18 protein-coding genes are annotated in these 25677 nt (G+C 68.0%); 9 read left to right on the top strand and 9 right to left on the bottom strand.

Translation table 11 applies throughout. The features are described from left to right. The first annotated feature begins 148 nt into the window (after positions 1 to 148). Positions 149 to 724, top strand: coding sequence for a hypothetical protein (locus tag VHS75_RS02385; protein ID WP_329636999.1), 576 nt, complete (start codon positions 149 to 151; stop codon positions 722 to 724). Positions 725 to 781: 57 nt separating this feature from the next. Here VHS75_RS02385 and VHS75_RS02380 read toward each other — a convergent pair whose 3' ends face one another. The 7 genes from VHS75_RS02380 to VHS75_RS23030 all read right to left on the bottom strand — a co-directional run bounded on the left by VHS75_RS02380 (position 782) and on the right by VHS75_RS23030 (position 11378). Continuing rightward, positions 782 to 3196 (bottom strand): TonB-dependent receptor, encoded by a 2415-nt coding sequence (locus VHS75_RS02380; protein ID WP_329636998.1) that lies wholly within the window; start codon positions 3194 to 3196, stop codon positions 782 to 784. 213 nt (positions 3197 to 3409) lie between these two features. After that, positions 3410 to 4132, bottom strand: a complete 723-nt coding sequence (locus VHS75_RS02375; RefSeq protein WP_329636997.1) for a response regulator — start codon at positions 4130 to 4132, stop codon at positions 3410 to 3412. Beyond that, positions 4129 to 6819, bottom strand: coding sequence for a sensor histidine kinase KdpD (locus tag VHS75_RS02370; RefSeq protein WP_329636996.1), 2691 nt, complete (start codon positions 6817 to 6819; stop codon positions 4129 to 4131). The genes VHS75_RS02375 and VHS75_RS02370 overlap by 4 nt, the downstream gene beginning before the upstream one ends. 30 nt (positions 6820 to 6849) lie before the next feature. Further along, positions 6850 to 7443 carry a potassium-transporting ATPase subunit KdpC gene (kdpC, locus tag VHS75_RS02365; protein WP_329636995.1) on the bottom strand — a complete coding sequence of 198 codons (594 nt, stop codon included), beginning with the start codon at positions 7441 to 7443 and terminating at the stop codon, positions 6850 to 6852. A 41-nt stretch (positions 7444 to 7484) separates the two neighbouring features. After that, positions 7485 to 9548 carry a potassium-transporting ATPase subunit KdpB gene (kdpB, locus tag VHS75_RS02360; protein ID WP_329636994.1) on the bottom strand — a complete coding sequence of 688 codons (2064 nt, stop codon included), beginning with the start codon at positions 9546 to 9548 and terminating at the stop codon, positions 7485 to 7487. Between the two features lie 31 nt (positions 9549 to 9579). Further along, positions 9580 to 11292: a potassium-transporting ATPase subunit KdpA gene (kdpA, locus tag VHS75_RS02355; protein WP_329636993.1), complete on the bottom strand. Its 1713-nt coding sequence runs from the start codon at positions 11290 to 11292 to the stop codon at positions 9580 to 9582. Next, positions 11292 to 11378 carry a potassium-transporting ATPase subunit F gene (locus VHS75_RS23030; protein ID WP_414694239.1) on the bottom strand — a complete coding sequence of 29 codons (87 nt, stop codon included), beginning with the start codon at positions 11376 to 11378 and terminating at the stop codon, positions 11292 to 11294. Before VHS75_RS23030 ends, kdpA begins: the two co-directional genes overlap by 1 nt. 328 nt (positions 11379 to 11706) lie before the next feature. On the opposite strand from VHS75_RS23030, the gene VHS75_RS02350 reads away from it, so the two are divergent. From VHS75_RS02350 to VHS75_RS02325, 6 genes are all read left to right on the top strand, one after another. Next, positions 11707 to 12156: a hypothetical protein gene (locus VHS75_RS02350; protein ID WP_329636992.1), complete on the top strand. Its 450-nt coding sequence runs from the start codon at positions 11707 to 11709 to the stop codon at positions 12154 to 12156. A gap of 1 nt (position 12157) precedes the next feature. Further along, entirely contained in the window at positions 12158 to 12517 is a 360-nt protein-coding gene (locus tag VHS75_RS02345) for a hypothetical protein (protein WP_329636991.1), read from the top strand. Positions 12518 to 12704: 187 nt separating this feature from the next. Next, on the top strand, positions 12705 to 12929 hold the full coding sequence (locus VHS75_RS02340) for a hypothetical protein (RefSeq protein ID WP_329636990.1): 225 nt from the start codon (positions 12705 to 12707) through the stop codon (positions 12927 to 12929). 228 nt (positions 12930 to 13157) lie between these two features. Next, positions 13158 to 14366 (top strand): D-mannonate dehydratase ManD, encoded by a 1209-nt coding sequence (gene manD / locus VHS75_RS02335; RefSeq protein ID WP_329636989.1) that lies wholly within the window; start codon positions 13158 to 13160, stop codon positions 14364 to 14366. Beyond that, complete coding sequence (locus tag VHS75_RS02330; protein ID WP_329636988.1) at positions 14354 to 15640, top strand: MFS transporter; 1287 nt, start codon at positions 14354 to 14356, stop codon at positions 15638 to 15640. Before manD ends, VHS75_RS02330 begins: the two co-directional genes overlap by 13 nt. Further along, positions 15637 to 18042, top strand: a complete 2406-nt coding sequence (locus VHS75_RS02325; RefSeq protein WP_329636987.1) for a glycoside hydrolase family 31 protein — start codon at positions 15637 to 15639, stop codon at positions 18040 to 18042. The genes VHS75_RS02330 and VHS75_RS02325 overlap by 4 nt, the downstream gene beginning before the upstream one ends. Positions 18043 to 18106: 64 nt before the next feature. Here VHS75_RS02325 and VHS75_RS02320 read toward each other — a convergent pair whose 3' ends face one another. Next, on the bottom strand, positions 18107 to 20341 hold the full coding sequence (locus tag VHS75_RS02320) for a TonB-dependent receptor (RefSeq protein ID WP_329636986.1): 2235 nt from the start codon (positions 20339 to 20341) through the stop codon (positions 18107 to 18109). Positions 20342 to 20575: 234 nt separating this feature from the next. Between VHS75_RS02320 and VHS75_RS02315 the strand changes: the two genes are divergently transcribed. Then, positions 20576 to 21292 carry a FadR/GntR family transcriptional regulator gene (locus VHS75_RS02315; RefSeq protein ID WP_329636985.1) on the top strand — a complete coding sequence of 239 codons (717 nt, stop codon included), beginning with the start codon at positions 20576 to 20578 and terminating at the stop codon, positions 21290 to 21292. Between the two features lie 56 nt (positions 21293 to 21348). Then, on the top strand, positions 21349 to 23286 hold the full coding sequence (gene uidA, locus VHS75_RS02310; RefSeq protein ID WP_329636984.1) for a beta-glucuronidase: 1938 nt from the start codon (positions 21349 to 21351) through the stop codon (positions 23284 to 23286). A 128-nt stretch (positions 23287 to 23414) separates the two neighbouring features. Here uidA and VHS75_RS02305 read toward each other — a convergent pair whose 3' ends face one another. Then, positions 23415 to 25580 (bottom strand): TonB-dependent receptor, encoded by a 2166-nt coding sequence (locus VHS75_RS02305; RefSeq protein WP_329636983.1) that lies wholly within the window; start codon positions 25578 to 25580, stop codon positions 23415 to 23417. Positions 25581 to 25677 lie beyond the last annotated feature (97 nt).

The following is a 25677-nucleotide window of genomic DNA, read 5'->3' as shown; positions in this document are numbered from 1 at the left end:
CGCGCCGGACGGACGCCCGACGGAATTGGCGACCAGGATCACAGACCAACTTCGAACATCCATGGCGGGGACCGTGATACGGCGCACGCGCCTAAGGAGACCATTCGGAATGAGGCCGCGGAGGATCAGCATTTCATAAAGAGGCGCCGTGATCGCCGAGGTCGCCGCAGCCTTGATCTCTCGCTTATGGCCGAAACCGGCAATCCGAATGGAGACCTTACGCGCTCCCATGGAACACTGGGACGGGTCGGAGCTGGGCTCCATCGGTCGAGGGGCATCCATGCCGAAATCCACTGCGCGCCGCCTCTCCCGCACGGCGGCGCTGACGACCCTGTTCGACACGGTCGGCCTGACCCGATCCAGCGTCATCCGGGTCACCGGCGGCGGCGCGCTTGTCGGCCTGCTCTGGCTTCGCCGGCACGGCTACGACCACGTCGGCTATGGGTGGGCGGGCAGCGACGCCCTGCCCCAGGAGCCCGACGCCATCCTGGTCATCCATACGTGCGACGAGATCGCCCTCAAGCGCCTCCTCGCCGTCGGCCGCCAGGTGCGGCCGGGCGGATTGTTCATCTTCCCCCACCGCCTGGAATCCGAAGGCTGCGCGCTCGGGATCGAATGGCTGCTGGACCAGGCCGGCTTCATCACCGAACGGCGGCTCAACGGCGCCCGCCGCGCGCTGGTCATCGCGCGCCGCCGCGAGCTGGCGATATGCAAGGCGGCCTGACACAGCGGAGCGCAGGTCAGCGAGTTCCCGGCGATCGGGAACCCGCTGGCGCCTGAGCTAGAAGCGGTAGGTCAGGTCGATGCCCGCCGTGAGCGGCTGGTTGGTGACGATCCGGTTGAACGCCGCGCTGGGCAGAGCCTCCTGGAACAGGCTTTCCAGCTGGGCGTGCTTGTTGAACAGGTTATTGACGAACAGAGCCGCGCCCCAGCCGTCGGCGGCTTGCACGCCCACGCGGGCATTGGCCAGGTTGTAGCCCGGCAGCGGGATGTACTCGCCATTAAGCGAAAACCCGAAGGGGAAGGCCAGGGAGTAGCGCTGCCCGACATAGGAGTCCTCCACTCGCGCGGTCAGGGTGTACTTGTCGTTCAACTCCTTCGAATAGCTGAGGCCCACATTGGCGTTCACCGGCGCCACATCAGAGAGCTTGTGGGTCGGGGTGAGCTGCCAGTGGGGGCCCGGGTCGACCCACGCATGCGTCAGGCCGAGAGAGGCGTCCATTTGGAAGCCGCCGCCGAGAATGGCGCGGGTCTCGATCTCGCCGCCGTAGATGGTGGCCTTGTTGCCGTTGATGTTCAGGGCCCAATCGCCGGGGAGCGCCTCGAGCTGGATGTTGCTCCAGTCCTCGAAATAGAGGCTCGCATTGACGATCAGCCGGCGATCGAAGAACCGGGCCTTCTCGCCGACCTCGTAGCTCCAGACTGAGTCCGACTGGTAGCTGGTCGGCCACTTGCCGCCCGGGAAGTTGTAGGGTGCGAAGACCGCGCTCCAATAGGGGCCGGTCACCGGATAGACCGCGTTGCCGCCGCCAGGCCGGAAGCCCTTGGCGATGGTCCCGTAGACCATCAGGTCCTTGTCGAACTCATAGGACAGATTGAACTTCGGATTGAACCCGTTTTCGGATTGGCGGATCAGGCCGGAATCCGACGGGGTCGCCGCGCCCAGGCCGGAGCCCCAGCCGCTGATCACCGAGGAGAACTGGTAGTCATAGCTGTACCATCGCAGGCCGACGGTCGCCTTCAGTTGATCGGTGATGTTGTAGGTCCCTTCACCGAAGATCGCGTACTGGACCAGCTTGGTCGGCGATCTGGCGATGAACCACTGGGTGGTCGTGGCCGGCGCGAAGGTGCCGAGGTCCAGGAAGGCGGAGGGGTTGGCGGTGGTCCCGTCGAACTGCCACTTAGCGCTGAAGTTGCTGTAGAAGAGCCCGCCGACCCACTTGAACTTGCCGTCGCCCTTCGAGGCGAACCGCAGTTCTTCGCTGATCTGTCTGGAGGTGTCATCCTCCTTCCCGAAGACCATGCCGGAGCCTGTGGGTCCGTAGTAGCCGGGGTTGGGCAGGCCGTTGTTGGAGGCGAAGGTAGCGCCGGTGTTCGGGTTGTTGAAGTCTTCGCTGGCGTCTTCGATCTGCGTCGATTTGCGGCTCCACTGGGCAGTGCTGGACGTCACGTCGAAGGCGTCGAAGCTATAGTTCACGTTCAGGCTGAAGACGCTGATCGCGTCGGTCAGCGGCTCGGCGATGTCGAACGGCTGATAATGCGCCAAGGTCCCCGGATCGCTGTCGTAGGCGCTGATCCCGTTTTGCTTGCTGGTTTGGTAGAAGTAGGACGGCGTCATCGAGAGAGCGTCGGTCGGCGTCCACAGAAGGGTCGCGCGCACGGCATAGGCCTGCTCGTTGTTGACGCCCTTGTAATCCTTCTGCACGGGAGCCGCCTGGACGTTGCCACGGGTCGAGCCGTCGGTGCTTACTAACGGGAAAGCGCCGGGCGCAGCCACGATCCGGTCGATCCAGCCGCTGGTGTAGGCCTCGGTGCCCACCAGCCGCAGCGCCAACTTGTCTTGGACCAGCGGGATGTTGATCATCCCATTGACCGTATGGTTGAAGCCGCCGCCTTCGGTGCCCGACAGGATGGTCTGGGCCGAGGCGTGAAATCCGGTGGTGTCGGGTTGATTGGTGATCAGCCGGACCGTGCCGCCCATGGATCCCGCGCCGTAGAGGGTGCCTTGCGGCCCCCGCAGGACCTCGATGCGGCTGAGGTCGTAGAGTGTCGGATCGATCACCACCTTGCCATTCTGGGCGCCGGCCGGGGCGGTCATCGGGATGTCGTCGAGATAGAACCCGACCGTCGCGGAATTGCCGCCGCTGGAGGTCATGCCGCGCAGTTCGATCTCGGTCTGGCCCGGCCCTTCGCTCTTCAGCGAAACGCTGGGCGTGGACTGGGCGAGATTGGTGAAGTTGGTGATGCCACGGGCCTGCAGCTCGGCCCCGCCGACCGCGGAGATGCTGATTGGCGTGTCCTGAACGGTGCCGGCGCGCTTCGACGCGGTCACGACCAGCTCGGAGACCGAGTCCGCGTTCTCGGCGGCGACCGCGCCGTCGGCGCCGGCGGCCGGTTCCGCCTGGGCCGCCAGGGTGAAGGCAACGGCGGTGCTGCCCAGCAGGACGGCGATGGTGGTATTGCGACGCGAATTCATAACGTTCCCCAGCCGCATTGTTGCGGTGCAACACGGCGGTATCAGGGGGGTGCGTCAGGGTTCCATTCGTGTCCGTGCAAGGAGTGATAAACGGAACATAAGGCGCCCGATCTCAATGCTTTCGAGCCGGCGGAGGGACATCAAAGGTCCAGCTCAGTCTGGCAAATCGGCGCGCAAGGAGGTTGCGGCCGGCAGGCGCCCGCACCGTGAGAGTCAGGCCTGGGGCGCGATCCGGAACATATCGTCGGTGACGAAGCGGTAGCCGATCCCGGGCTCGGTCATGATCACCTGAGGCTCGGAGGGATCGCCCTCGATCTTCTGCCGTAGCTGGCCGATGAAGACACGCAGGTATTGGGTGTCCTCCGCGTGCGCCGGCCCCCAGATCGAGATCAGCAGGTCGCGGTGCTGCATCACCTTGCCGGCGTTCTGCGCCAGCTTGGCCAGGAGGTCGTATTCCTTCGGCGACAGGTGCACGAGTTCATCGCCCTTGGTGACCAGGCGCCGCGGGAAATCGATGGTGAGCGTCCCGGACTTGACGATCGGCGGCGGCGGTTCGCCGGCATGCACGCGTTGCCGTAACGCAGCTCGCAGCCGGGCGAGCAACTCCCCCACGCCGAACGGCTTTTCCACATAGTCGTTGGCGCCATTGTCCAGGGCGTCGATCTTCTCGGTCTCCCGGTCGCGGGCCGACAGGATGATGATCGGCTCGTGATAGAATTCGCGGGCTTTGATCAGCACCTGGCGCCCGTCCATGTCCGGCAGACCAAGGTCGAGGACCACCGCGTCCGGCGCGGCGCGGGCGATTTCCCGCAAGCCCTCCGCGCCGGTGTCGGCCCGCAACGGCTCGAACCCGGCCGCCTCCAGCGCCGCGCGAAGGAAACGATGGATCTGGGCTTCGTCGTCGATGACCAGGACGCGAGGGTGATGCGAACTCATGCGGTGATTTCAGGCCTTTGCGGCGATTTCGGCAGGCTGATCAACACGCGGGTCCCATGGTCGCCATGGATCGGGCTGGCGGCGGCGATCCGTCCTCCCATCGCCTCGATGAAGCCCTTCGAGATCGACAGTCCCAGGCCCGCGCCCTTGGTGCGGTCGGTGGGCTCCTCCATGCGGCGGAACTTCTCGAAGACGCGCTCCAGCTCCGCGGTGGGGATGCCCTTGCCCTCATCCTCGATGCTGATCACCACGTTGTTGCGGTCCTCGTAGGCGGCCAGGTCGATCGCCGTGTCGTCGGGACTATAGGCGATAGCATTCTCCAAAATGTTGACCACCGCCTGTTCCAACAGGTTTGGATCCAGCCTGACCGGCGGCAGGTCCGGCGGGAAGTCGCGCTCGATGTGGCGCCCGCCCAGCCGGCGCGAAACCCGCTCCGCCGCGCCCATCAGGACGTCGCGCACATCGATCCAGTCCTCGCGGATGTTCAGGCCGCCGCCCTCAAGGCGGGTCATATCCAGCAGGTTGCCGACGTAGCGGTTGAGACGTTCCGCCTCTTCGCGAACGCTCTGCAGGAGATCGGCGCGCGTCGCCGGCGGCATGCCTTCGCCGTATTCGATCATGGTGGTGGTCGAGCCCAGCACCGTGGAGAGCGGCGTGCGCAGGTCGTGGCTGATGGAGTTCAGCAAGGCGGCGCGGAAGCGGTCGGAGCGGCGCAGGGTCTCCGCCTCGACGGCGGCCAGCGCCAGGTCGGCGCGTTCCAGGGCGACCGCGCCCTGGTCGAGCAGGGCCAGGACCAGCTTTTCCTCGTCCGACCCGGGCGTCAGCGCATTGGCCTCGACGCCGGCGACGCCGACCCGGTTGCGGACCCCCTGCAGCGGCCAGAAGGTCCAGCTGCTTTGCGGCAGCGTGCCCGTGCCGGAACCGGCGGCCTCGCCCTTCTCCCAGGCCCAGCGCGCGGCGGCCATGGGTGCGGCGCCCAGGTCTTCGAGGACCGGGGCGCCCGCGACCGGCACGATCTCCTCGCCCTGCGGCAGGAGCACGATCGCCTTGGCATTGCCGGCGGCGGAGATCTGGTCGGCCAGGGCGTGGGCGGTGTCGTCGCGGGTGGCGGAGCCGGACAGCCGCCGGCTCGACGCCAGCAGCGACGCGATCGCCGACGCCCGGGCCGACGTCCTGAGCGACTGATCGCGGACCCGGCCCGTCAGCCAACCGGTGGTCATCGCCACCACGAAGAAGACCGCGAAGGTCAGTACGTCGGTGGGGTGGCCGATCACGAAGGACAGGCGCGGCTCGAGGAAGAAGAAGTTGTAGGCCAGCGCCGCGGCAGCTGCAGCAGTGACTGCGGGCCAGAGGCCGAACGCCAGGCCCGCGCCCAGCACGCTCAGCAGGAAGATCATCGCCAGGTTGGCGCCCGAGGCGAACTGATCGAGCAGGCCCGCGAGCCCGCAGGTGACCGCGACGAGGATCAAGGCGCCGGCATGACCGTGCCACCCCGCCAGGCTGAACGGCGGGAGATCGACCAGGGGGACCTTGCCGTCGTCGTCGCCGCGCTCGGTGACCACGTGGACCGCGGCGCCGCGCGCCTGGCGCAGAAGCGCCGTGGCCAGAGTGCGGCCGAGCAGTTCGCGCAGGCGGCTATCGCGCGACTTGCCGATGACGATCTGGGTGACGTTGTTGCGCCGCGCGTAGGCCATCACCGAGGCCACCACGTCGTCGCCGGTCAGCACGACCGTCGATCCCCCCAACTGCTCGGCCAGCTTCAGCGCCTCGCTGAGGCGGCCCTGCGCCGTCGGCGACGGGGGCCTCTGGTTCGGCCGCTCGACGTGGGCGACGGTCCAGGGCGCGTCCATCATCATGTCCGATAGGCGTCGGGCCGTGCGCACCAGAGCGTTGGCCATGGTGTCGCCCCCGACCAGGACAACGATGCGTTCGCCGGCCGCCCAGGGGCCTTCGACGCCCTTCTCGCGCATGGTGGCGATCAGCTGGTCGTCGACGGTCTGGGCCATGCGGCGCAGCGCCAGTTCGCGCAGCGCGGTCAGGTTCTCCGGCTTGAAGAAATTGTCCGCTGCGAGCCTGGCCGTCTCGGGCACATAGACCTTACCGTCGGCCAGGCGCGTGCGAAGCTCATCCGGCGTGATGTCGACGAGCTCGATGTCGTCGGCGCGGGACAGCGCCGAGTCCGGCACCGTTTCGCGCTGGCGCACACCGGTGATGCGCAACACCACATCCACCAGGCTTTCCAGGTGCTGGACGTTCAGCGTCGTCCAGATGTCAATGCCGGCGCCCAGCAGCTCCTCGACGTCCTGCCACCGCTTGGGGTGGCGCGATCCGGGCGCGTTGGAGTGGGCGTACTCGTCGACGATCAGCAGCTTCGGCCGCCGCGCCAGGGCGCCGTCGATGTCGAACTCCATCAGAGTCCGAGCCTTATACTCGATGGGTTTTCGCGGCAGGACCTCCAGGCCGCGCAGCAGGGCCTCGGTCTCGCGCCGGCCGTGGCTCTCGACGACGCCGATCACGACGTCATCGCCCTCGGCCTTGCGACGCCGCGCGGTGCGCAGCATCTCGTAGGTCTTGCCGACGCCCGGCGCCATGCCGAGAAACACCTTGAGGCGCCCGCGCCGCGCCTTGTTGGCGGCGGCGAGGAGCGCCTCGGGGTCAGGCCGGCGCGGTTCGTCGGTGGTCGTCATCGCCGCTCCCGCTTATCGGCGCCCGCGCGCCTAGCTGGCCGGCGGAGTGGGTCGAGCCGGCGCCGCCGCGTCGAGCGCGAGGTTGGTCTTTAGCACGTTCACATGCGGTTGGCCGAAGATGCCCAGCCAGGCGCCGGTGGTGTTGGCGTCGATCGCGCGAACGACCTCGCCGACCGGAACGCCGCGGACGACCGCGATCCGCGCCGCCTGGCGATGGGCGTTGGCGGGCGAGACGTCGGGGTCCAGACCCGAGGCCGACGTGGTGACCGCATCGGCGGGCACCGGGCCGGCGCCTTCGCTCTGCAGGCCCGCGGTGTCCTTGGCGATGCGTTTGGCGAGGTCCGGATTGAGTGGGCCGAGGTTGGATCCAGAGGAGTTGGACGCGTCGTAGCCGTCGTTGCCCGCCGCGGACGGGCGAGGATGCAGGTACTGGGGCTTGGCGAAGTTCTGAGCGATCAGCGACGAGCCGATCACCTCTCCCTTGGCGTCGTGGATCAGGCTGCCGCCGGCCTGGGCCGGGAAGGCCACGTGGGCGATGCCGGTGATGACCAGCGGATAGATCACGCCGAGCAGCAGGGTGAAGAACAGGGTGGCGACGATGGCGGGGCGGATTTGGGCGAACATGGCGGGTTCCTATAGGGCCTTCAGATGACAGGACGGCGCGGTCACGCCAGGCCCACGCCGGAGACGATGAGGTCGATGAGCTTGATGCCGACGAAGGGCACGATGACCCCGCCGACGCCATAGATCAGCAGGTTGCGCTGCAGGAGGCGGCCCGCGCCGATCGCCTGATAGCGGACGCCGCGCAGCGCCAGCGGGATCAGGGCCACGATCACCAGGGCGTTGAAGATCACCGCCGATAGGATCGCGCTCTTCGGGCTGTGGAGGCCCATGATGTTGAGCGCGCCCAAAGCCGGCAGGGTGATCACGAACAGCGCCGGGATGATCGCGAAATACTTGGCCACGTCGTTGGCGATCGAGAAGGTGGTCAGCGCGCCGCGGGTGATCAGCATCTGCTTTCCCACCTCGACGATCTCGATGACCTTGGTCGGGTCGCTGTCGAGGTCGACCATGTTGCCGGCCTCGCGGGCGGCCTGGGCGCCGGTCTGCATGGCCACGCCGACGTCGGCCTGGGCCAGCGCGGGCGCGTCGTTGGCGCCGTCGCCGCACATGGCCACCAGTCGGCCGCGGCCCTGCTCGTCGCGCATCAGCCTGAGCTTGTCCTCCGGCGTCGCCTCGGCCAGGAAGTCGTCGACGCCGGCCTCCGAAGCGATGGCCGCGGCGGTCACCGGGTTGTCGCCGGTGATCATCACCGTGCGCAGGCCCATGCGGCGAAGGTCGGCGAAGCGTTCCTTCACCCCCGGCTTCACCACATCCTTCAGATGGATGACGCCGAACAGGATTCCGTTCTCCGAAACCGCCAGCGGCGTGCCGCCGGATCGCGCGATGCGGTCGACGGCGGCGGTGAATTCGGCCGGCGCCTGGCTGGCTTCAAGCCCGGCGTCCTTCAGCACCGCATCTACGGCGCCCTTGCGCCACTTGGTGCCGTCGGCGTCCAGCCCGGACTGGCGCGTGGTGGCGGAAAACGGGATCACCGTCGCGCCCTTCGGCGCTTCCAGCACCAGGCCCTCATTGCGGGCCAGCTCGACGATGGAACGGCCTTCCGGCGTCTCGTCGCCGAGCGAGGCCAGCAGGGTGGCGCGCAGCATCATCTCCCGCCGCACGCCGGGTGCGGCGATCAGTTCGGTGGCCATGCGGTTGCCGAAGGTGATGGTGCCGGTCTTGTCGAGCAGCAGGGTGTCGACGTCGCCGGCCGCCTCCACGGCCCGGCCGGAGGTGGCCAGGACGTTGAACTTCAGCAGCCGGTCCATGCCCGCGATGCCGACGGCCGACAGCAGCCCGCCGATGGTCGTCGGGATAAGGCATATGAAGAGGGCGCCCAGCACCATCGGGTCGATCTTCACGCCCGAATAGGTCCCCAGGCCCAGCAGGGTCACCACTGCGATCAGGAAGATCAGCGTCAGGCCCGCCAGCAGCACCGCCAGCGCGATCTCGTTCGGGGTCTTCCGGCGGTCGGCGCCCTCGACCATGGCGATCATCCGGTCGAGGAAGGTCGAGCCGGCTTCGGAGGTGATGCGCACCTTGAGCCAGTCGGAGACCACCGTGGTGCCGCCGGTGACGGCGGAGCGGTCGCCGCCGCTCTCGCGGATCACCGGGGCGCTCTCGCCGGTGATGGCGGCTTCGTTAACCGAGGCGATGCCTTCGACGATCTCGCCATCGGAGGGGACCACGTCGCCGGCCTCCACGAGGACGACCTGGCCGACCTTCAGCTCATTCGCTGGCGTCAGGACGACCACCCCAGCGCCGTTGAGCAGCTTGGCCTTTGTGGTCACCCGCGTGGCCCGCAGGCTGTCGGCGGCGGCCTTGCCGCGGCCCTCGGCGACGCTCTCGGCCAGGTTGGCGAACAGCACCGTCGCCCAGAGCCAGAGGGCGATCTGCAGGGCGAAGGCCCAGTCGCCGCCGTCCTTGATCGCCAGGACCGTCGACATCGTCGCCAGGACCGCGACGATCCAGGTGGCGAAGATCACCGGGTTGCCGGTCAGCTTGCGCGGGTCGAGCTTGACGAAGGCGTCGCCGATCGCGCGGGTCAGGATCGGCCCCGAGAAGCTGCCGACGAGGGTGGCGGCCTTGCGGCGGTTCTCACCCAGAGATGCGGTTGCGGTGGTCATATGATGATCCCCAGAGCTTTCAACGGGGGTTTCAACGGGCCGCGGCGACAGCGTGGAGCACCTGGAAGTGCTCGACGATCGGGCCGAGGGCGAGGGCGGGGAAGTACTGCAGACCGCCCATGATCAGGATCACCCCGATCAGCAGGCCGATGAACAGCGGCCCGTCCGTGGGGAAGGTGCCGGCGGTGGCGCCCAGCTTGGGTTTCATCGCCATGGAGCCGGCGATGGCCAGCACCGGAATGGCGTAGGCGAAGCGGCCCAGCAGCATGGCGACGCCGAGGGTCGCGTTCCAATAGGGCGTATTGGCCGAGAGGCCTGCGAAGGCCGAGCCATTATTCCCCGTCGCCGAGGAGTAGGCGTAGAGGATCTCCGAGAGGCCATGCGGCCCGGGATTGGCCAGACCTTTGAGGGCCACGGGGACCACCGCGGCAACGCCGGCGAAGCCCAGGATCGAGACCGTCAGGATCAGCACCGCCAGCATGGCGTACTTCACCTCACGCGCCTCCACCTTCTTGCCCAGGTACTCCGGCGTGCGCCCGACCATCAGCCCGGCCACGAAGACCGCGATCAGCGCCAGGACGATCATGCCGTAGAGACCGGAGCCGACGCCGCCGGGGACGATCTCGCCCAGCTGGATCATGAACATCGCCATGCCGCCGGCCAGGGGCATGTAGCTGTCATGCATGGCGTTGACGCCGCCGTCGGAGGCGCCGGTGGTCGCCGCGGTCCAGATGGCGGTGGACGGAGCGCCGAAGCGGACCTCCTTGCCTTCCATGTTGACGCTGGCGTCGGCGTGGGCGGCGACCAGGGCCGGCGCCGGCTGGGTCTCTGCCGCATAGACGACCGAGGCCGCCACAGCGATGAAGATCGCCATCACCGCCACCAGGGCGCGCGCATCGCGCCTGGCCAGCACCACGCGTCCGAAGGCGACCGCACAGGCGTAGCTGAGGACGTTCATGATCACGATCTCGATGAAGTTCGTGATCGCGTTGGGGTTCTCGAACGGGTGCGCCGAGTTGGTGTTGAAGAGCCCACCGCCGTTGGTGCCGAACTGCTTGATCGCCTCCTGCGACGCGACGGGGAACAGCGCGATGGTCTGTTTGCCGCCCTCGACCGTGTGAGCGGTGACATGGGCGATCAGCGTCTGCGGTTCGCCCAGCGCCACAAAAGCCAGGGCGATGATGATGGCGAACGGCAGCAGGATGTAGAGGCTGATCCGGGTCAGATCGACCCAGAAGTCGCCGAGGTTCTCACTGCGGTTGGCGGCGAAGGCGCGCGCGAGGGCCGCGGCCACGGCGATGCCCGCCGCCGCCGACAGGAAGTTGTGCGAGGTGAGCCCCGCCATCTGCGAGAAGGTCGAGAGCGTCGTCTCCGGCACATAGGACTGCCAGTTGGTGTTGGTGACGAAGCTGATGGCCGTGTTGAACGCCAGGTCCGGCGAACAGCCGGGGAATCCCTGCGGATTGAGCGGCAGGAAATTCTGGAACCGCAGGATCAGGTAGAGCACCACGAAGCTGGCGACGCTGAACGCCAGGAAGCTCATGGCGTAGGCGATCCAGTTCTGGCCCTTCTCCGGCTTCACGCCCCCGGCGGCGTAGACCAGCCTCTCGACAGGCTTGAGCACCGGATCGAGCCAGGTCTTCTCGCCCTGCCAGACGCGGGCCATGTAGATGCCGAGCGGCCACGCAAGCGCGATCGTCACGGCGAGCGTAAGGGCGATCTCCGCCCAGCCCTGCCCGTTCATCAGAACTTCTCCGGCTTCAGGAGGGCGACCACCATGTAGCCGCCGATGACGAGGGCGCCGACGCCCCAGATGATGTTCGCGAGCATCAGATGCGCCTCAGGCTGTAGGCGTAGGCCGCGAAGATCACGAAGACCGCGACGCCACCGAGGATGTAGAGGAGGTCGAGCATTGGGCCGCTCCGCCAGAAAGCTAGAGGGGGAACCTACTAAGCCTCAGCGTAAGGACGCCATGCGGAACCACGCCCAGTGATATCAAGGAAGTATAAAGGGTTCACCGGCCCGCCGGAACGCTCGGGCCTTGACGTTTTGCTTATCCGACCGGTCGTCTTCCGTATCGAACGCTTACGGCCCTTTTTTGCACAATGCAGCCGTCTTGAGACGCCTCTGCGCCTCTCCGATGGAGTTTCGCGTTTCGATGTCCCACGAGTCAACGTCCGGCCTGCTCAGCAGCGACCCCCTGATATCGCTGCTCGAGCGGGCGCATGTGACCAGATCGAGCCTGATCCGCGTGACCGGCTCGAGCGGCCTTTCGGCCATGCTCTGGCTGTGCCGGCATGGCTATGAACAGGTCGGCTATCTGCGCCCCGGCGCGGGCCCCCACGAGCAGCCCGACGCCCTGATCGTCGCTCATACCTGCGACGAAGCCACGCTGGCGGACCTGCTGGTCACCGGCCCCCACGTCCGCGAAGGCGGCGCGCTGGTGTTCCAGTCGCCCCTGCCCCGCGTCCTGGCCTTCCGCGCCGACCCCATCCACCGGCTCCTCAAAGAGCACGGCTATGCGGTCGAGGAATGCCACCACGGCCAGCGTCGCGAACTGCATGTCGCGCGCCGCCTGCATCTGGCGCCGCTGAAGAAGGCCGCCTGAGATGATCGCCTCTTCCGACCTGTGGATGCTGGGCTTGCGCCCGGTCCGCACCGAAGAGGACCGGGCGGCGCCTCCTAGCCCTGCGGCTGGCGCCGCCCGCTCCGAAAAGTACGTCGTCGCCAAGCGGCTCGGCCGCTGGCGCGTGCGGCGGAACGACAAGGACACCGGCGCCTTCGCCAGCCTGGACGACGCCGTGCGTAACGCCTGCGGCCAGGCGCGCGAGCAGGCCACGGCCGGCGTCACCAGCGTCGTGGTGGTGCAGTCCGAGGTCCAGGAAATGCACTGCTTCACGCCGCCGGCTGGCGCCCATGACGCACCGCCCGCGTCCACGCTCCGCGTGGTCGGAGGCGCCGGCCGATGACGCCCCAAGGCCACAGCCCGACCGAAGCCTGGTATATGTGCCGGAAGGCCGCGCAGCGCCGCGGACTGGCGAGCCACTGGCCGTGGGTTTTCGCAGCGCTCGCCGTCGCGGTGGTCATCGGTGTCCTGAGCCCGGACCGCAGCAAACCCCACGCCGCCTCGGCGCCCGCGCCGGCCGCGTCCGTCAGATGAGGTCGCTTTCGCAAAGGCCGGCGTCGCCGCTGACGGGCGCGAGCCCTTCGCCCAGCGATCGGTTCCTGGCCCGGCGCAGGGCCATCTTCCTGCGCGACTGGATCCTTGCATTGATCGCCCTGGCTCTGGTCCTGGCGGCCAGCCTCTTCCGATCCGAGCCCAGAAATCCGACGCTCGACGGGCCCCACGCCGTCGCGCCGCTCGCCTCGCAACACGTCTGAACCTCGACCGCCGGCGAACGCCTCTTCGGTCTCACCGAACGCGTCGCAGCGGTCGGGTCTTCGGCGCGATCCCTCAAAATTGGTCAGTCCAGTGTGGACAAGCCAATTATTAGGCCATAGCAGAGAGAATGCTGCGGTTGGCGGCTGGCGAACCTTTTCTTCGGAGAGGTTGCCACGCGGTCGCCAGGGGCCGAGGTTCAGGGGTCGCACGGAAGAGATTCACCCGACATGCGCATCGCAGACGTAAGGGTCATCACCACCTGCCCGGGCAGGAATTTCGTGACGGTGAAGATCGTCACCGACGAAGGCGTCTACGGGATCGGCGACGCGACCCTGAATGGCCGGGAGAAGGCCGTCGCGGCCTATCTGGAAGAGCATGTCGCCCCTCTGCTCATCGGTCGCGATGCGCGGCGGATCGAGGATACCTGGCAGCTGCTCTATCGCGGCGCCTACTGGCGGCGCGGGCCGGTCACCATGCGGGCCATCGCCGCCGTCGACGTGGCGCTCTGGGACATCAAGGCCAAGGCCGCGGGGATGCCGCTCTACGATCTGCTCGGCGGTAAGAGCCGCGAGGGCGTCATGGTCTACGGCCACGCCAACGGCGCCGACATCGAAGAGACCTGCGACGAGGTCGAGCGCTACGTCGGCCTGGGCTACAAGGCGGTGCGCGCCCAGAGCGGGGTGCCGGGCCTGGACAAGCCCTACGGCGTCGGACGCGGCCGGATGTTCTATGAGCCGGCCGACGCGACGCTGCCGACCGAGACCGTCTGGTCGACGTCGAAGTATCTGGATCACACCCCAAAGCTCTTCGAGGCGCTGCGGGACCGCGTCGGCTTCGGGGTCGAGTTGCTGCACGACGCCCATCATCGGCTGACGCCGCTGGAGGCCGCGCGTCTCGGCAAGTCGCTGGAGCCCTATCGCCTGTTCTGGCTGGAGGATGTGACCCCGGCGGAGAACCAGGAGGCCTTCCGCCTGGTGCGCCAGCATACGGTGACGCCGCTGGCGGTGGGCGAGATCTTCAACACCATCTGGGACTGCAAGGATCTGATCCAGGAGCAGTTGATCGACTTCATCCGCACAACCGTCGTGGGCGCGGGCGGCGTCACCCACCTGCGCCGGATCGCCGACTTCGCCGCCCTCTGGCAGGTGCGCACCGGCTGCCATGGCGCGACGGACCTTTCGCCCGTCACCATGGGCGCGGCGCTGCACTTCGATACTTGGGTCCCGAACTTCGGCATCCAGGAATACATGCGCCACACCCCGGAGACCGACGCGGTCTTCCCGCATGATTACCGCTTCGAGGCCGGCCTCCTGTATCCCGGCGACAAGCCCGGCCACGGTGTCGACATCGACGAGGCCCTGGCCGCCAAATATCCTTACGACCCCAAACAGCTGCCGATCGCCCGTCTCGAGGACGGGACCATGTGGAACTGGTGACCCTGCGGCCGATGGCGACGCTGAAGCGCCTGCGGTGGTGGATCGTGGTCCTCGTTTGCATGGGCACGGTGCTGAACTATCTCGCCCGCAATTCGCTGGGCGTGCTGGCCCCGCAGCTGACCCGGGAGCTGGGCTTCACCACCCAGCAGTATTCCTGGGTCGTGGCGGCCTTCCAGGTCACCTACACCGCCATGCAGCCGATCTGCGGGGCGATCATCGACTCCCTCGGCCTGAAGCTCGCCTTCGCCCTTTTCGCGGTCGCTTGGTCGCTGGCCAACATGGCGCACGGCTTCGCCGGCGGCTGGATTTCCTTGGCCTTCTTCCGGGGCCTTCTGGGGCTCAGCGAATCCGCGGCGATCCCCGCCGGGGTGAAGGCGGTGAGCGAGTGGTTCCCGGCCCGGGACCGCTCGGTCGCCATCGGTTTCTTCAACGCCGGCACCTCCCTGGGCGCCGCCATCGCCCCGCCGATCGTGATCTTCCTGTCGCTGGCCTATGGCTGGCGCTCAGCCTTCGTGGTGACCGGCGCGCTCGGCCTCGTCTGGGCTGCGGCCTGGTACCTCTTCTATGACAGCCCGGCCCGGCATCCGGCGCTGAGCCCGCAGGAGCGCGCGCTGGCGCCCTCCATCGTGGAGGCGTCCACCCAGCCGCCCGTTACGCTCCGCTCGCTCTTCGCTCAACGGAGTTTCTGGGGGTTGGCGATTCCCCGCTTCCTGATCGAGCCGGCCTGGCAAACCTTCAGCTTCTGGATCCCGCTCTATCTGGCGCGCGAGCGGGGCATGGACCTGAAGTCCATCGCGCTGTTCGCCTGGCTGCCGTTCCTGGCCTCCGACGCCGGCGGCATCCTCGGCGGCTATCTCTCGCCGTTCCTGATGAAGCGGTTCCGCATGGGCCTGCTGACCTCGCGCGCCACCGGCTTCACCCTGGGCGCGGTGATGATGATCGCCCCGGCCAGCGTCGGCCTGGCGTTCAGCCCTTACACGGCGATCGCGCTCTTCTGCGTGGGCGGTTTCGCCCATCAGATGCTCTCGGTGCTGCTCAACACCCTGACCACCGACGTCTTCCCGCGCGAGAGCGTGGCGCGCGCCAACGGGCTGGTCGGGATGTGCGGCTGGATCGGCGGCTTGCTGTTCTCGCTGCTCGTCGGCGCGCTGGCCGACACCGTCGGCTACGCGCCGCTGTTCCGGCTGCTGGCGGTGTTCGACATCGCCGGCGCGATGATCCTGTTCGCCGTGCTGCGGCCCGTGCGGATGGACGCCCGGAGCGCCTTCGCATGAGACCATCGATCGCCCGACCGCCGCGGTTCAGCCTCGCCGCGCGCGAAGGCGCCCGGGTGACCCTGGCCTCTGACGCGGGCTTCGAGGTCGACGTCTTCGTGCTGGAGCCTGACATCCTGCGGGTGCTGCACCGGTCACCCGGCCGGCTCAGCGGCCCGCGGACCTGGGCCATCGCCCCAGGCGCCGAAGACGTCGCCGACGCGGGCCGCGACCGGCTGGACGTCAGCGGCTTTTCCGGCCCCGACTTCACGCTTGAGGAGGCCGACGGCCGGCTCGTTATCGCGACCGACCGGCTGCGGCTGACGGTCCGTCTCGACGGACTGTTCTGCAAGTGGGAGATGGCCGCCGACGGAGGTTGGATCGCGATCGCCCGCGACCGCCCGACCCAGGCCTACAACTTCGGCTGGTGGGGCCAGGGACCGCGCCACTATCTGGTCCGCGACCCGGCCGAGCAATACTTCGGCCTCGGTGAGAAGACCGGCGAACTCGACCGCGCCGGGCGGCGGTTCCGGATGAGCGACGCCGACGCCATGGGCTATGACGCGCGGACATCCGACCCGCTCTATAAGCACATCCCGTTCTACATCACCCGGCACACGGGGACGGGCGCGGCGTTCGGCCTCTTCTACGACACCTACGCCGATTGCGACTTCGACCTCGGGGCCGAGCGCAGCAACTATCACGGCCTCTTCCGCAGCTTCCGCGCCGAGGCGGGCGACCTCGACTACTATGTGATCGCGGGCCCGCAGGTGGCGGACGTCACGCGCCGGTTCACCTGGCTGACCGGGCGGCCGGCCTTCCTGCCGCGCTGGGGCCTGGGCTATTCCGGCTCGACCATGAGCTACACCGATGCGCCGGACGCCCAGGCGAAGCTGGGCGGGTTCATCGAGAACTGCCGCCGCCACGACATCCTCTGCGACAGCTTCCACCTGTCGTCCGGCTACACCTCCATCGGCGCGCGGCGCTACGTCTTCCATTGGAACCGCGACAAGTTCCCCGATCCCGCCGCCTTCGCCGCCGGTTTCCGCGCCGCCGGCGTGCGGCTGTGCGCCAATATCAAGCCCTGCCTGCTCGACGACCATCCGCTGTTCGAGGAGGCGCGGGCCCGCAAGCTGCTGATCTGCAATCCCGACGGCGAGCCCGCCTGGGTGCAGTTCTGGGATGGGCTGGGCGCCTATCTGGATTTCACCAACCCCGAGGCCCAGGCCTGGTGGCGCGCGCATGTGACCGCCGACCTTCTCGACGTCGGCATCGAGGCCACTTGGAACGACAACAACGAGTTCGAGGTCGTCGATCCCGCCGCGCGGGCCGCCATGTTCGGCGCGCCGGCGGCGGCAATCGACAGCAAGCCGCTGCAGACCCTGCTGATGCTGCGCGCGTCGCGGCAGGCGCAGACGGCGCATGCGCCGGCGCGCCGGCCATTCCTGGTATCGCGGGCCGGCGCGGCCGGGATGCAGCGCTATGTTCAGACCTGGTCGGGCGACAACGCCACCGCCTGGGAGAGCCTCAAGTGGAACATCCGCATGGGCCTGGGCCTGGCGCTCAGTGGGATCTCCAACAACGGCCACGACATCGGCGGCTTCAGCGGCCCGCGGCCGGACCCGGAGCTGTTCGTCCGCTGGGTCGAGGCCGGGGTGTTCATGCCGCGCTTCAGCATCCATTCCTGGAACGACGACGGGACGGCCAACGAGCCCTGGATGCACGCCGACGCGACCGCCACGGTGCGCGACCTGATCCGGCTGCGCTACCGGCTCCTGCCCTACCTCTATGACCTGAGCTGGCGCTGCCACAGCACCTTCGACCCCATCGTCCGGCCGACCTTCCACGACTTCCCCGACGACCCGGACGCCTATGCCGACACTGACGACCTGATGCTCGGCCCCGCACTTCTGGTCGCCTCGGTGGTCGAGCCGGGCGCGACCACGCGCGAGATTCACCTGCCCGCGGGCGCGGCCTGGTTCGACTTCTGGACCGGGAATCGCTTCGAGGGCGGGCGGCGCGTCAGCCTGCCCGCGCCTTGGGGCCAGCCGCCCCTGCTGGTCCGTGAGGGTTCGGCGATCCCGTTGAATATCGCCGAACAGAGCTTCGACCGCCGCGCCGACGCGCGGGCCTTCGCCCTCTTCCCGCCCACGGACGGCCGGGTCTCGGCGACGTGCTTCGAGGACGACGGCGAGACGGAGGCTTGGCGCGACGGCGGCTTCGGCCATTGGGAGCTGACGGTGGACGCATCTGCGGACCGGCTGATCGTGGACGTCCGGGCGACCGGCCCGCGCCCGCCGCAAGGATCCCTGGCCCTGCTGCTGCGCCCCGCGGACAAGCGGCCCGTGCGCCTGGCCTCAGGCGAGGTGCTCGCCGACCGCCTTGAGGAGGGTTGGCGGCGCGTCGACCTGCCACTGCTCTAGCTGAAGCAAGACGTCGCCGGACGGATCGGGGAGGAGACCCGCCCGGCGACTCTGCGCGGCGTTCCTAGAACGAGTAGGACGCGCGGATGCCGCCAAACGTCTTGAAGTCGCGGGGCAGGATCACCTGGTTGGCGAGCATGTTGTTGTAGGTGCCCGCCTGGTCGAAGATGTCGGCGTAGTAGTGCTGATTGAACACGTTGTTCACGAAGGCCGAGACCTCATAGTGCTGGCTCGGATTGCGGATGCCGGCCGTGAGGTTGAGGACCCCGTACCCCTTCTGGATCGTCTGAGGATCCTGGTTCAGCGAGAAGTTGATCTTGCTCTGGTAGGCGTAGGACGCCGTGCCGGTGAGCTGGAACGGCGTGCCGGAAAGCTGATGGACATAGTCCAGGTCGGCCGACAGCTTCACCTTCGGCGACTGGGCCGGCGTGGCGCCCGTCAGGTTCTGGCGGGCTGGCGAGCCGGTGCAGCCCTGGGCCGCCGTCTGCAGCGGATAGCACTGGGCGACGGGGAAGCTGGTGATCTGGGCGTCGAGGAACGCCGCGGAGACGTCGAGCCTCAATTCCTCCGTGAGCCGCGCCATGGAGTCGAGTTCGACACCCTGTGTCCGCAGCTTGCCCACATTGGTCAGGCGGAAGTTGGAGGTGCCGTCCGGCAGGGTCTCGATCCCCTGGGCCTGGAAGTTCTGATACTCGGCGTAGAAGCCCGTGAGGTTCACGGTGAGGCGATGCTCGAAGAACTGGCTGCGCATGCCGGCCTCCCAGCTCTTGGAGGTCTCGGGCCGGATCGGGCCGGCAAGCTGGCGGTTCAGGTTGAAACCGGTGGTCAGGTCGTAGGTCTGGCCCTTGTGACCGGTTGAGTAGGACGCGTAGCCCATGATGTCCTTGGTGAACTGGTGGTTCAGGGCTGCGTGATAGGTCCAGAAATCGTCGGTGGCGTTGCCGGCGAACTTGGCGTTGTTGAGGATGTCGTTGAACGTGTAGTCGATCTTCTCATCCTGATAGCGAAGGCCGCCCGTCAGCGTGGTTCCTGGGATGAATTCCCAGTCCGCCTGTCCGAAGGCCGCCGTCTGTTTTGAGCCCGAAGTGGCGTACCAGCGGGCTTGCGAGAACACCGGCCCGCGGAAGAAATTCCGCACGTAGTCCACGTCAGCATAGAAGGCGCCCACGGTGTAGCGGAACGGCTGGTCGCTGCGGGACACCAGGCGGATCTCCTGGGTGACCTGGCCCGACTTGAAATCACCGATCTGGCGGTTGTCGATCAGGGCGCTGGCCGTCTCGTCCACGTCCAGCAGATCGGTCTCGGTGTAGTTGTCGTTGCCGGTGACCGAGACCAGGGTCGCGAAGCCCAGGTCCCATTCCAGCTTCACCGACTGGCTGTTGTCCTCGTAGTCGGTCTTGGCCTTGAAGTTGTTGGCGAAGCTCGTGTTGTCCGGGCCCACGGTGATGCCCGCCTCGAAGACCGACGGCGGGATGGCGGGGTTGCCTCGAAGCGTCGCGTTGGGGGCCAGCGCGGTGAACGGACGGCCGACGGTGGTCCCGCCGTTCACATAGTTCCAGCCGACGGTGGCGGTGAAGTTCGACATCGGCGTCCACAGGAGCTTGCCGTGGACCGAGTAGAAATCGCGGCCGCCGGCCTTGTCGCCGTTGAAGACGTTGCGAACGTTGCCGTCGAACTTGTCGTAGTTAGCGCTCAGCCGGTACTCGAGCTTGTCCGACATGATCGGCCCCGACACCGAGCCGCCGACGCCATATTCGTCGTCGGTCGTGCCCAGCACATTGAGGTTGCCCGAGAGCGCCGCCGTCGGCGCGCGCGTGGCGATGTTGATCAGGCCGGCGGAGGCCGACTTGCCGTAGAGCGTGCTCTGCGGGCCGCGCAGGACTTCGATGTGCTCGATGTCCGAGAGGTCGGTGAAAGCCCGCGCCTGGAAGGCCACCGGCACGTCGTCCACCTGGATCGCGACCGAGGGCTCGACCCCGATGGAGAAGGCGAAGGTGCCGATGCCGCGGATCGACACCGAGGAATTGACCGGCTGCTCGGCGGGCCGGACCACCAGGGACGGCGCGAGCTTGGTCAGGTCGGTGAACTCGCGGACGCCCGCGGCGGCCAGCTGGTTGGCCGAAACCACCTGCACGGCCTGGGGAACGCTCTGGACGTTTTCCGCCCGCTTCTGGGCGGTAACGATGACCTCGTCGACCGCGGGGGCCTCCGCGGCGTGGACCACGCTCGCACCGCCCACAGCCATCAACCCGGCGATCACACAGTTCGACAGCGACGTGCTGGAAAACAAGCGCCTCATAGTTTCCTCCCCTGGTTCCCGATGAGCGTTATGGTCGCTCCTGGAATTGGTCCTACCATATTGGTAAGGCCAGCCACAATGACTGGTATGGCAGAAATATGAAAACCTCCCGAACCACTAACGGCTTCCGCCTCGGAGCTGCGGATGATGGCGGCGCCCGGTTGTCGCAATTGGCCTGACCAGATATGAAGGGCCATGATCGCAAAGTCCGAGTCCGGCCGACTGTATGAAAGAGTGGCGGAAGACCTCGCCCGCCGGATCGCCGCCGGAGAGCACGCCCTCGGCCGCCGCCTCCCATCGGAACGCGATCTCGCCCAGGCCTACGCCGTTTCCCGCCCGACGATCCGCGAGGCGATCATCGCCCTGGAGCTGGACGGACTGGTGGAAGTGCGACTCGGCTCGGGCGTCTATGTCACCGCCCGCGCGCCGCGCGGCGGCGAGGCCGGGGCGATGGATGTCGGTCCCTTCGAGCTGCTGGAAGCGCGCCGCGCGATCGAGGGCGAGAGCGCCGCGCTCGCGGCGGCGCTGATCTCCGATGACCAGCTGCAGGAGCTGCAGGAGCTGGTCGCCGAGATGCAGGCTGAGAACGCCCGTGACGTGGTGATGTCGGAGGACGCCGACCGCCGCTTCCACATGCTGATCGCCACCGCCAGCCAGAACAGCGCCATGGTCGCCGCGGTCCAGATGCTGTGGGACGCCCGCGCGCGCTCGCCCCAGACCCAGCTGCTCAGCGCCAAGGCCCATGCCGCCGGCGTGACGCCGCGGATCGACGAGCACGCCGCGATCCTGGACGCCCTGCGGCAGCGCTCGCCCGAGGCCGCGCGCCGCGCCATGCGCGAGCACCTGACCCGGGTTCTGGATTCACTCCTCGCCGCCACCGAGGTGCATGAGCTGGAGCAGGCCCGCGCCCGCATCGCGGCCGAGCGCAAACGCTACGGCGCTGTCCGCTAGGCAAGCCGAGGACGACTGCCCGTTCAGGGCGGCGGGACTTTTCCTGGGAGGGAAGCATGGCTGACGATCCGACGCCGCGGGCGCACCCGGCGCTCACGCGCCGTCAAGCGGTTGGCGCTTTCGGCCTGGTCGCCGCGACCGCCGCGACCGCGACGGAGGCCGCCGCCCAGACCCGCCCGATCGTCCGGCGCGCCGAGGCCAGCCTGCTCTATCCGCACGAGAGCCCGACGCGCTCGACCCGCGACCTCTCCGGCCTCTGGCGTTTCCAGCTGGATCCCGGCGACCGGGGCGAGGCCGACCGCTGGTTCGAAGCCGGACTGCCGGCCCCGCGCCACATCCCGGTGCCCTGCAGCTGGAACGACCTGTTCGACGACGCGCGCGACTACTTCGGGACCGCCTGGTACGAGACCGAGTTCCAGCTCGACTCAGGCTGGCGCGGCCGCCGGATTGGCCTGCGCTTCGGCTCGGCGGTCTATCGCGCCCGCGTCTGGCTGAACGGCGACTATCTGGGCGAACACGTCGGCGGCCACCTGCCCTTCGCCTTCGACGTCACCGGCTTGGCGCGGGACAACGCGGCCAATCGGTTGACGGTCAGCGTCGAGAACAAGCTCCAGCTCGACCGGGTCCCCGCGACGCCCGATCCGAAGACGGCGCACTTCTACCTGCAGGACTATCCGCAGACCGCCTACGACTTCTTCCCCTACTGCGGCCTGCACCGGCCGGCGGTGCTGTTCGCCACGCCGGACATCGCCGTACAGGACATGACCGTGACCACCGGCTTCGCCGGGGCGGCGGGGATTGTCGACGTGGCCTTTGCGGTGAACGCAGGCTGGTCGGGCCCCGGGACCTTGGTCCTGGGCGACGGGCCGAAGCCCATCACAGTGCCGGTCCAGGTGAGGGACGGCGCCGGCGCCGGTCAGATCCGCGTGCCGGCGGTGCGCGCCTGGTCGCCGGAGGACCCGCACCTCTACAAACTGAGCGTCCGGCTGGGCGCTGGCGAGACGCCGATCGATGAGTACAGCCTGAAGGTCGGCGTGCGCACCGTCGAGGTGCGCGGCAGCGAGATCCGGCTGAACGGCAAGCCCGTATTCCTCACCGGCTTCGGCAAACACGAGGATTTCCCGATGCACGGCAAAGGCCTCGACCTGCCGGTGCTGGTGCGGGATTTCGAGCTGCTGAAGTGGATCGGCGCCAACAGCTTCCGCACCTCGCACTATCCCTATTCGGAAGAGGCGATGATGCTGGCCGACGAATACGGCTTCCTGGTCATCGCCGAGACGCCGGGCGTCAGCCTGGTGTTCTCCGATCCGCCGCCGATCATCGAGGCGCGCTACCGCCAGCTTGAGACGGCGCTCGGAGAGCTCGTCCACCGGGACAAGAACCACCCGTGCGTGATCCTCTGGTCGCTGGCCAACGAGCCGATCCCCAAGCCGTTCCACACCACCGACGAGGCGCCAGCCGGCACCGTCGAAGCCGGGACCCAGTTCTTCAAGCGCCTGTTCGCCCACGCGCGCAGCCTCGACCACACCCGGCCGGTCGCCCTGGTCAGCGTCCAGAACGGCCCGCCGGAATGGGTCGGCCAGGGCGACGTGATCTGCACCAATTCCTACAACGGCTGGTACGCGGTCTCCGGGCAGATCGACGAAGGCGTGGCGACACTGGAGCGGGAGATCGCCGCGCTGCGCGCACGTCACGGCGACAAGCCCGTGGTGTTCACCGAGTTCGGCGCGGACGCGGTGGCCGGCGTCCATGCCCACCCCTCCGAGATGTGGAGCGAGGAATATCAGGCCGACCTGATCGAGGCCTATTGGCGCGCGCTGCGACGGCATCCCTTCATCGTCGGCGCCCATCCCTGGGCCTTCGCCGACTTCAAGACCGCGCAGAGCATCATGCGGGTAGGATCGCTGAACCAGAAGGGCGTCTTCACGCGCGACCGGCGGCCGAAGCTGGCGGCCACGCGGCTGCGCGAGCTGTGGCGGACGTCACGAACCTGAGCGGCGGCGCGAGCCCTTCCCACTCAGGTTGAATCAACCTGAGTGGACAAGACGGGCTCCAGATATAGGCGACGACCCTGTTCTTTCCCGGCTGACTTGATCCAAGTCAGCCGGGACAGGGTCTAGGGCTACTGCGACTGATAGTCGAAGGCGCTGGGCTTGGCCTTGGCCTGGCCGCCGAAACTGTAGACCAGGCCCACGAAGGCGATGCGGCCGTACTGGTTGCGCAGATAGTCGTCGCGCAGCTGCGGGGTGACGATCAGGCGGTGGAGCTTCTGGCCGTCGAAGAGGTCGGTGACCGTCACCACGGCGGCGAGGTCGGGCCGCAGCTGGCGTCTGTAGCCCAGGTTCACCAGATTGATCGCGTCCACCGAGCCCTGCGGCGTCAGGCGTCTGTCCTGGCGGCTAAGCGAGATCTGCGCCGTGTCGACCTTGGTCGGTCGCCAGTCGAGGCTGGCCTTCAGGTTGAGGCCCGTGGTCGACTTCAGCCCGGAGGCGCCCAGGGCGGTGGCGTCGATCTGGGCGGCGAACAGGTCGCCGCTCAGGTTGTAGGCCAGCTGCGGGCCGAGCTTGCCGTTGGCGGTGAACTCGACGCCCGCCGACCGGCTCTTCGGCAGGTTGGTCCTGGTGCTCAGCACCACCTCGTCGCTGATCGGCCGCACCACGTCGGTGAGGCTGTTACGGTCGAAGCGGTAGTAGGCGGTCGCCCCATAGCTGATCGCCTTGGCGTCGATGTGGTAGCCCGCCTCGTAGGACCAGGTATCCTGCGGCGCGAGGTTGGGATTGCCGGCGCGCAGATTGTGGGTGTCCTGGGTGTCGATGAACGGATTGAGGATCTCCGAGTCCGGCCGGGTGAGCCGGCGGCCGATCCCCAGCGAGAACTTGCCCTCGTCGCCCACGGCGCGGTCCAGGTGCAGGCTGGGGTAGAGGCCCGAGTCGCTGCGGTGGTTCAGGACGTCGCCGTTGATCTGCAGGCCGGTGGCCTCGGAGGCCTCGTACCGCGCGCCCAGCTGCAGCCTCCACGGGCCCAGCGGTGTCTCGTACTGGCCATAGGCGGCGTTGACGGTCTGGTGGTAGCGGAAGTGGTTGGTGATGGTCGGGTTGTCGGTGATCGCGCCGGTGACCGGGTCGATCGTCCCGCCGCGCGGATCAAAACGGTTGCGGTCGCTTTCCAAGTCATAGCCGAGCTTGACCTCCCGGTCGCCGGACAGGGGCAGGTCGTAGTCGGCGCTGAACTCGGTCTTCACCAGGTCGTGGCTGAGCTGCAGCTCATCGAACGTTTGCGCTGAGGGCGGCAGGGCGAAGCTGTTGCGGTAGGCGTTGCTCTCGCGCTCGCGGTCGACGCTGTGCTGCAGGTTCAGGCTGAGCGTCTCGTGCGGCCGCCAGAGCTTCTGGTCGAAGTGCAGGCCCTCGGCTGCATCGACGCTCCAGTCGTGGCCGTCGTCATGGCGCGCGGAGCGATCGGCGATGGCGCCGCCTGCCGGACCGTCGGAGTCGTTCTGGTCGAAGTAACGCCGGCCGATCAGTTCCCGGTGGCTGAACGAGGCGCCGATGGATTGGCTGTCGTTCAGGTCGTAGTCGACGCCGGCCTTGGCCGAAGGCGTCCAGCGCTTCTGGCGCTCGTCGATGCTCTGCTGGCTGGCGACCAGCGCGTTCGAGACCGGGTCGGGGACGTCGCGGTTGGTCGTGGTCAGCCGCTCGCGCACGTCATGGCGCAGGCCGATGCCGCCGGAGATCTTCAGGGGGCCGCTGTTGTAGGCGCCGCTGAGGGCGCTCACCATACGGCCGAACTCGCCGGCGCTGATCTGGGCGCTGCCGGAAAGCCCCGCGCGCCGGGTCTTCTTGGTGATGATGTTGATCACCCCGCCGGAACCCTCCGCCTTGAACTGGGCCGGCGGCGTGGTCAGCACCTCGATGCGGGCGATATCGGCGGCGGAGAACTGCTGCAGGCTGAGGCCGCGGGACGAGCCGGTGAACTGCGCCGAGGGCTTGCCGTCGACCAGGATGGTGACGTTGCCGTCGCCGCGCAGGCTGACATTGCCGTCGGCGTCGACCGCGACCGACGGCACCTGGTTCAGGACATCGGCGGCCGATCCCGAGGTGGCCTGCAGGTCGTTGGTCAGGGAATAGACCTTGCGGTCGAGCAGCGTCTGGGCGGGCGGCGTCTCGGCGGTGACCACCACCTCCGCCACGGAAGGCGTCGGGCTGGACGGCTTGGCCGCGGGCGCCTCGGCGAAGGCTGGCGCTGCGCTGCCGATCGCCAGCAGCGCCATCGAACCGGCTAGACCTCGCATATCCCTCCCACGCGGGCGTTGAGCCCAGCTCAACCTAGGCGGCCGCGGCTGACGGCGGCGTGGGGCGAAAATTGAAGATCGCCAATGTGCGCCGCCG

This window comes from Phenylobacterium sp., from assembly GCF_036264965.1.
In the GTDB taxonomy this organism is placed as follows: Bacteria; Pseudomonadota; Alphaproteobacteria; order Caulobacterales; family Caulobacteraceae; genus Phenylobacterium.
This window is presented reverse-complemented; position numbering and strand designations above follow the sequence as displayed.

Excerpts from the sequence above, each read along its gene's own strand:
- VHS75_RS02380 (WP_329636998.1), bottom strand. The coding sequence starts at position 3,196 with ATGAATTCGCGTCGCAATACCACCATCGCCGTCCTGCTGGGCAGCACC.
- VHS75_RS02375 (WP_329636997.1), bottom strand. The coding sequence starts at position 4,132 with ATGAGTTCGCATCACCCTCGCGTCCTGGTCATCGACGACGAAGCCCAG.
- VHS75_RS02370 (WP_329636996.1), bottom strand. The coding sequence starts at position 6,819 with ATGACGACCACCGACGAACCGCGCCGGCCTGACCCCGAGGCGCTCCTC.
- kdpC (WP_329636995.1), bottom strand. The coding sequence starts at position 7,443 with ATGTTCGCCCAAATCCGCCCCGCCATCGTCGCCACCCTGTTCTTCACC.
- kdpB (WP_329636994.1), bottom strand. The coding sequence starts at position 9,548 with ATGACCACCGCAACCGCATCTCTGGGTGAGAACCGCCGCAAGGCCGCC.
- kdpA (WP_329636993.1), bottom strand. The coding sequence starts at position 11,292 with ATGAACGGGCAGGGCTGGGCGGAGATCGCCCTTACGCTCGCCGTGACG.
- VHS75_RS23030 (WP_414694239.1), bottom strand. The coding sequence starts at position 11,378 with ATGCTCGCGAACATCATCTGGGGCGTCGGCGCCCTCGTCATCGGCGGC.
- VHS75_RS02350 (WP_329636992.1), top strand. The coding sequence starts at position 11,707 with ATGTCCCACGAGTCAACGTCCGGCCTGCTCAGCAGCGACCCCCTGATA.
- VHS75_RS02345 (WP_329636991.1), top strand. The coding sequence starts at position 12,158 with ATGATCGCCTCTTCCGACCTGTGGATGCTGGGCTTGCGCCCGGTCCGC.
- VHS75_RS02340 (WP_329636990.1), top strand. The coding sequence starts at position 12,705 with ATGAGGTCGCTTTCGCAAAGGCCGGCGTCGCCGCTGACGGGCGCGAGC.
- manD (WP_329636989.1), top strand. The coding sequence starts at position 13,158 with ATGCGCATCGCAGACGTAAGGGTCATCACCACCTGCCCGGGCAGGAAT.
- VHS75_RS02325 (WP_329636987.1), top strand. The coding sequence starts at position 15,637 with ATGAGACCATCGATCGCCCGACCGCCGCGGTTCAGCCTCGCCGCGCGC.
- VHS75_RS02320 (WP_329636986.1), bottom strand. The coding sequence starts at position 20,341 with ATGAGGCGCTTGTTTTCCAGCACGTCGCTGTCGAACTGTGTGATCGCC.
- uidA (WP_329636984.1), top strand. The coding sequence starts at position 21,349 with ATGGCTGACGATCCGACGCCGCGGGCGCACCCGGCGCTCACGCGCCGT.
- VHS75_RS02305 (WP_329636983.1), bottom strand. The coding sequence starts at position 25,580 with ATGCGAGGTCTAGCCGGTTCGATGGCGCTGCTGGCGATCGGCAGCGCA.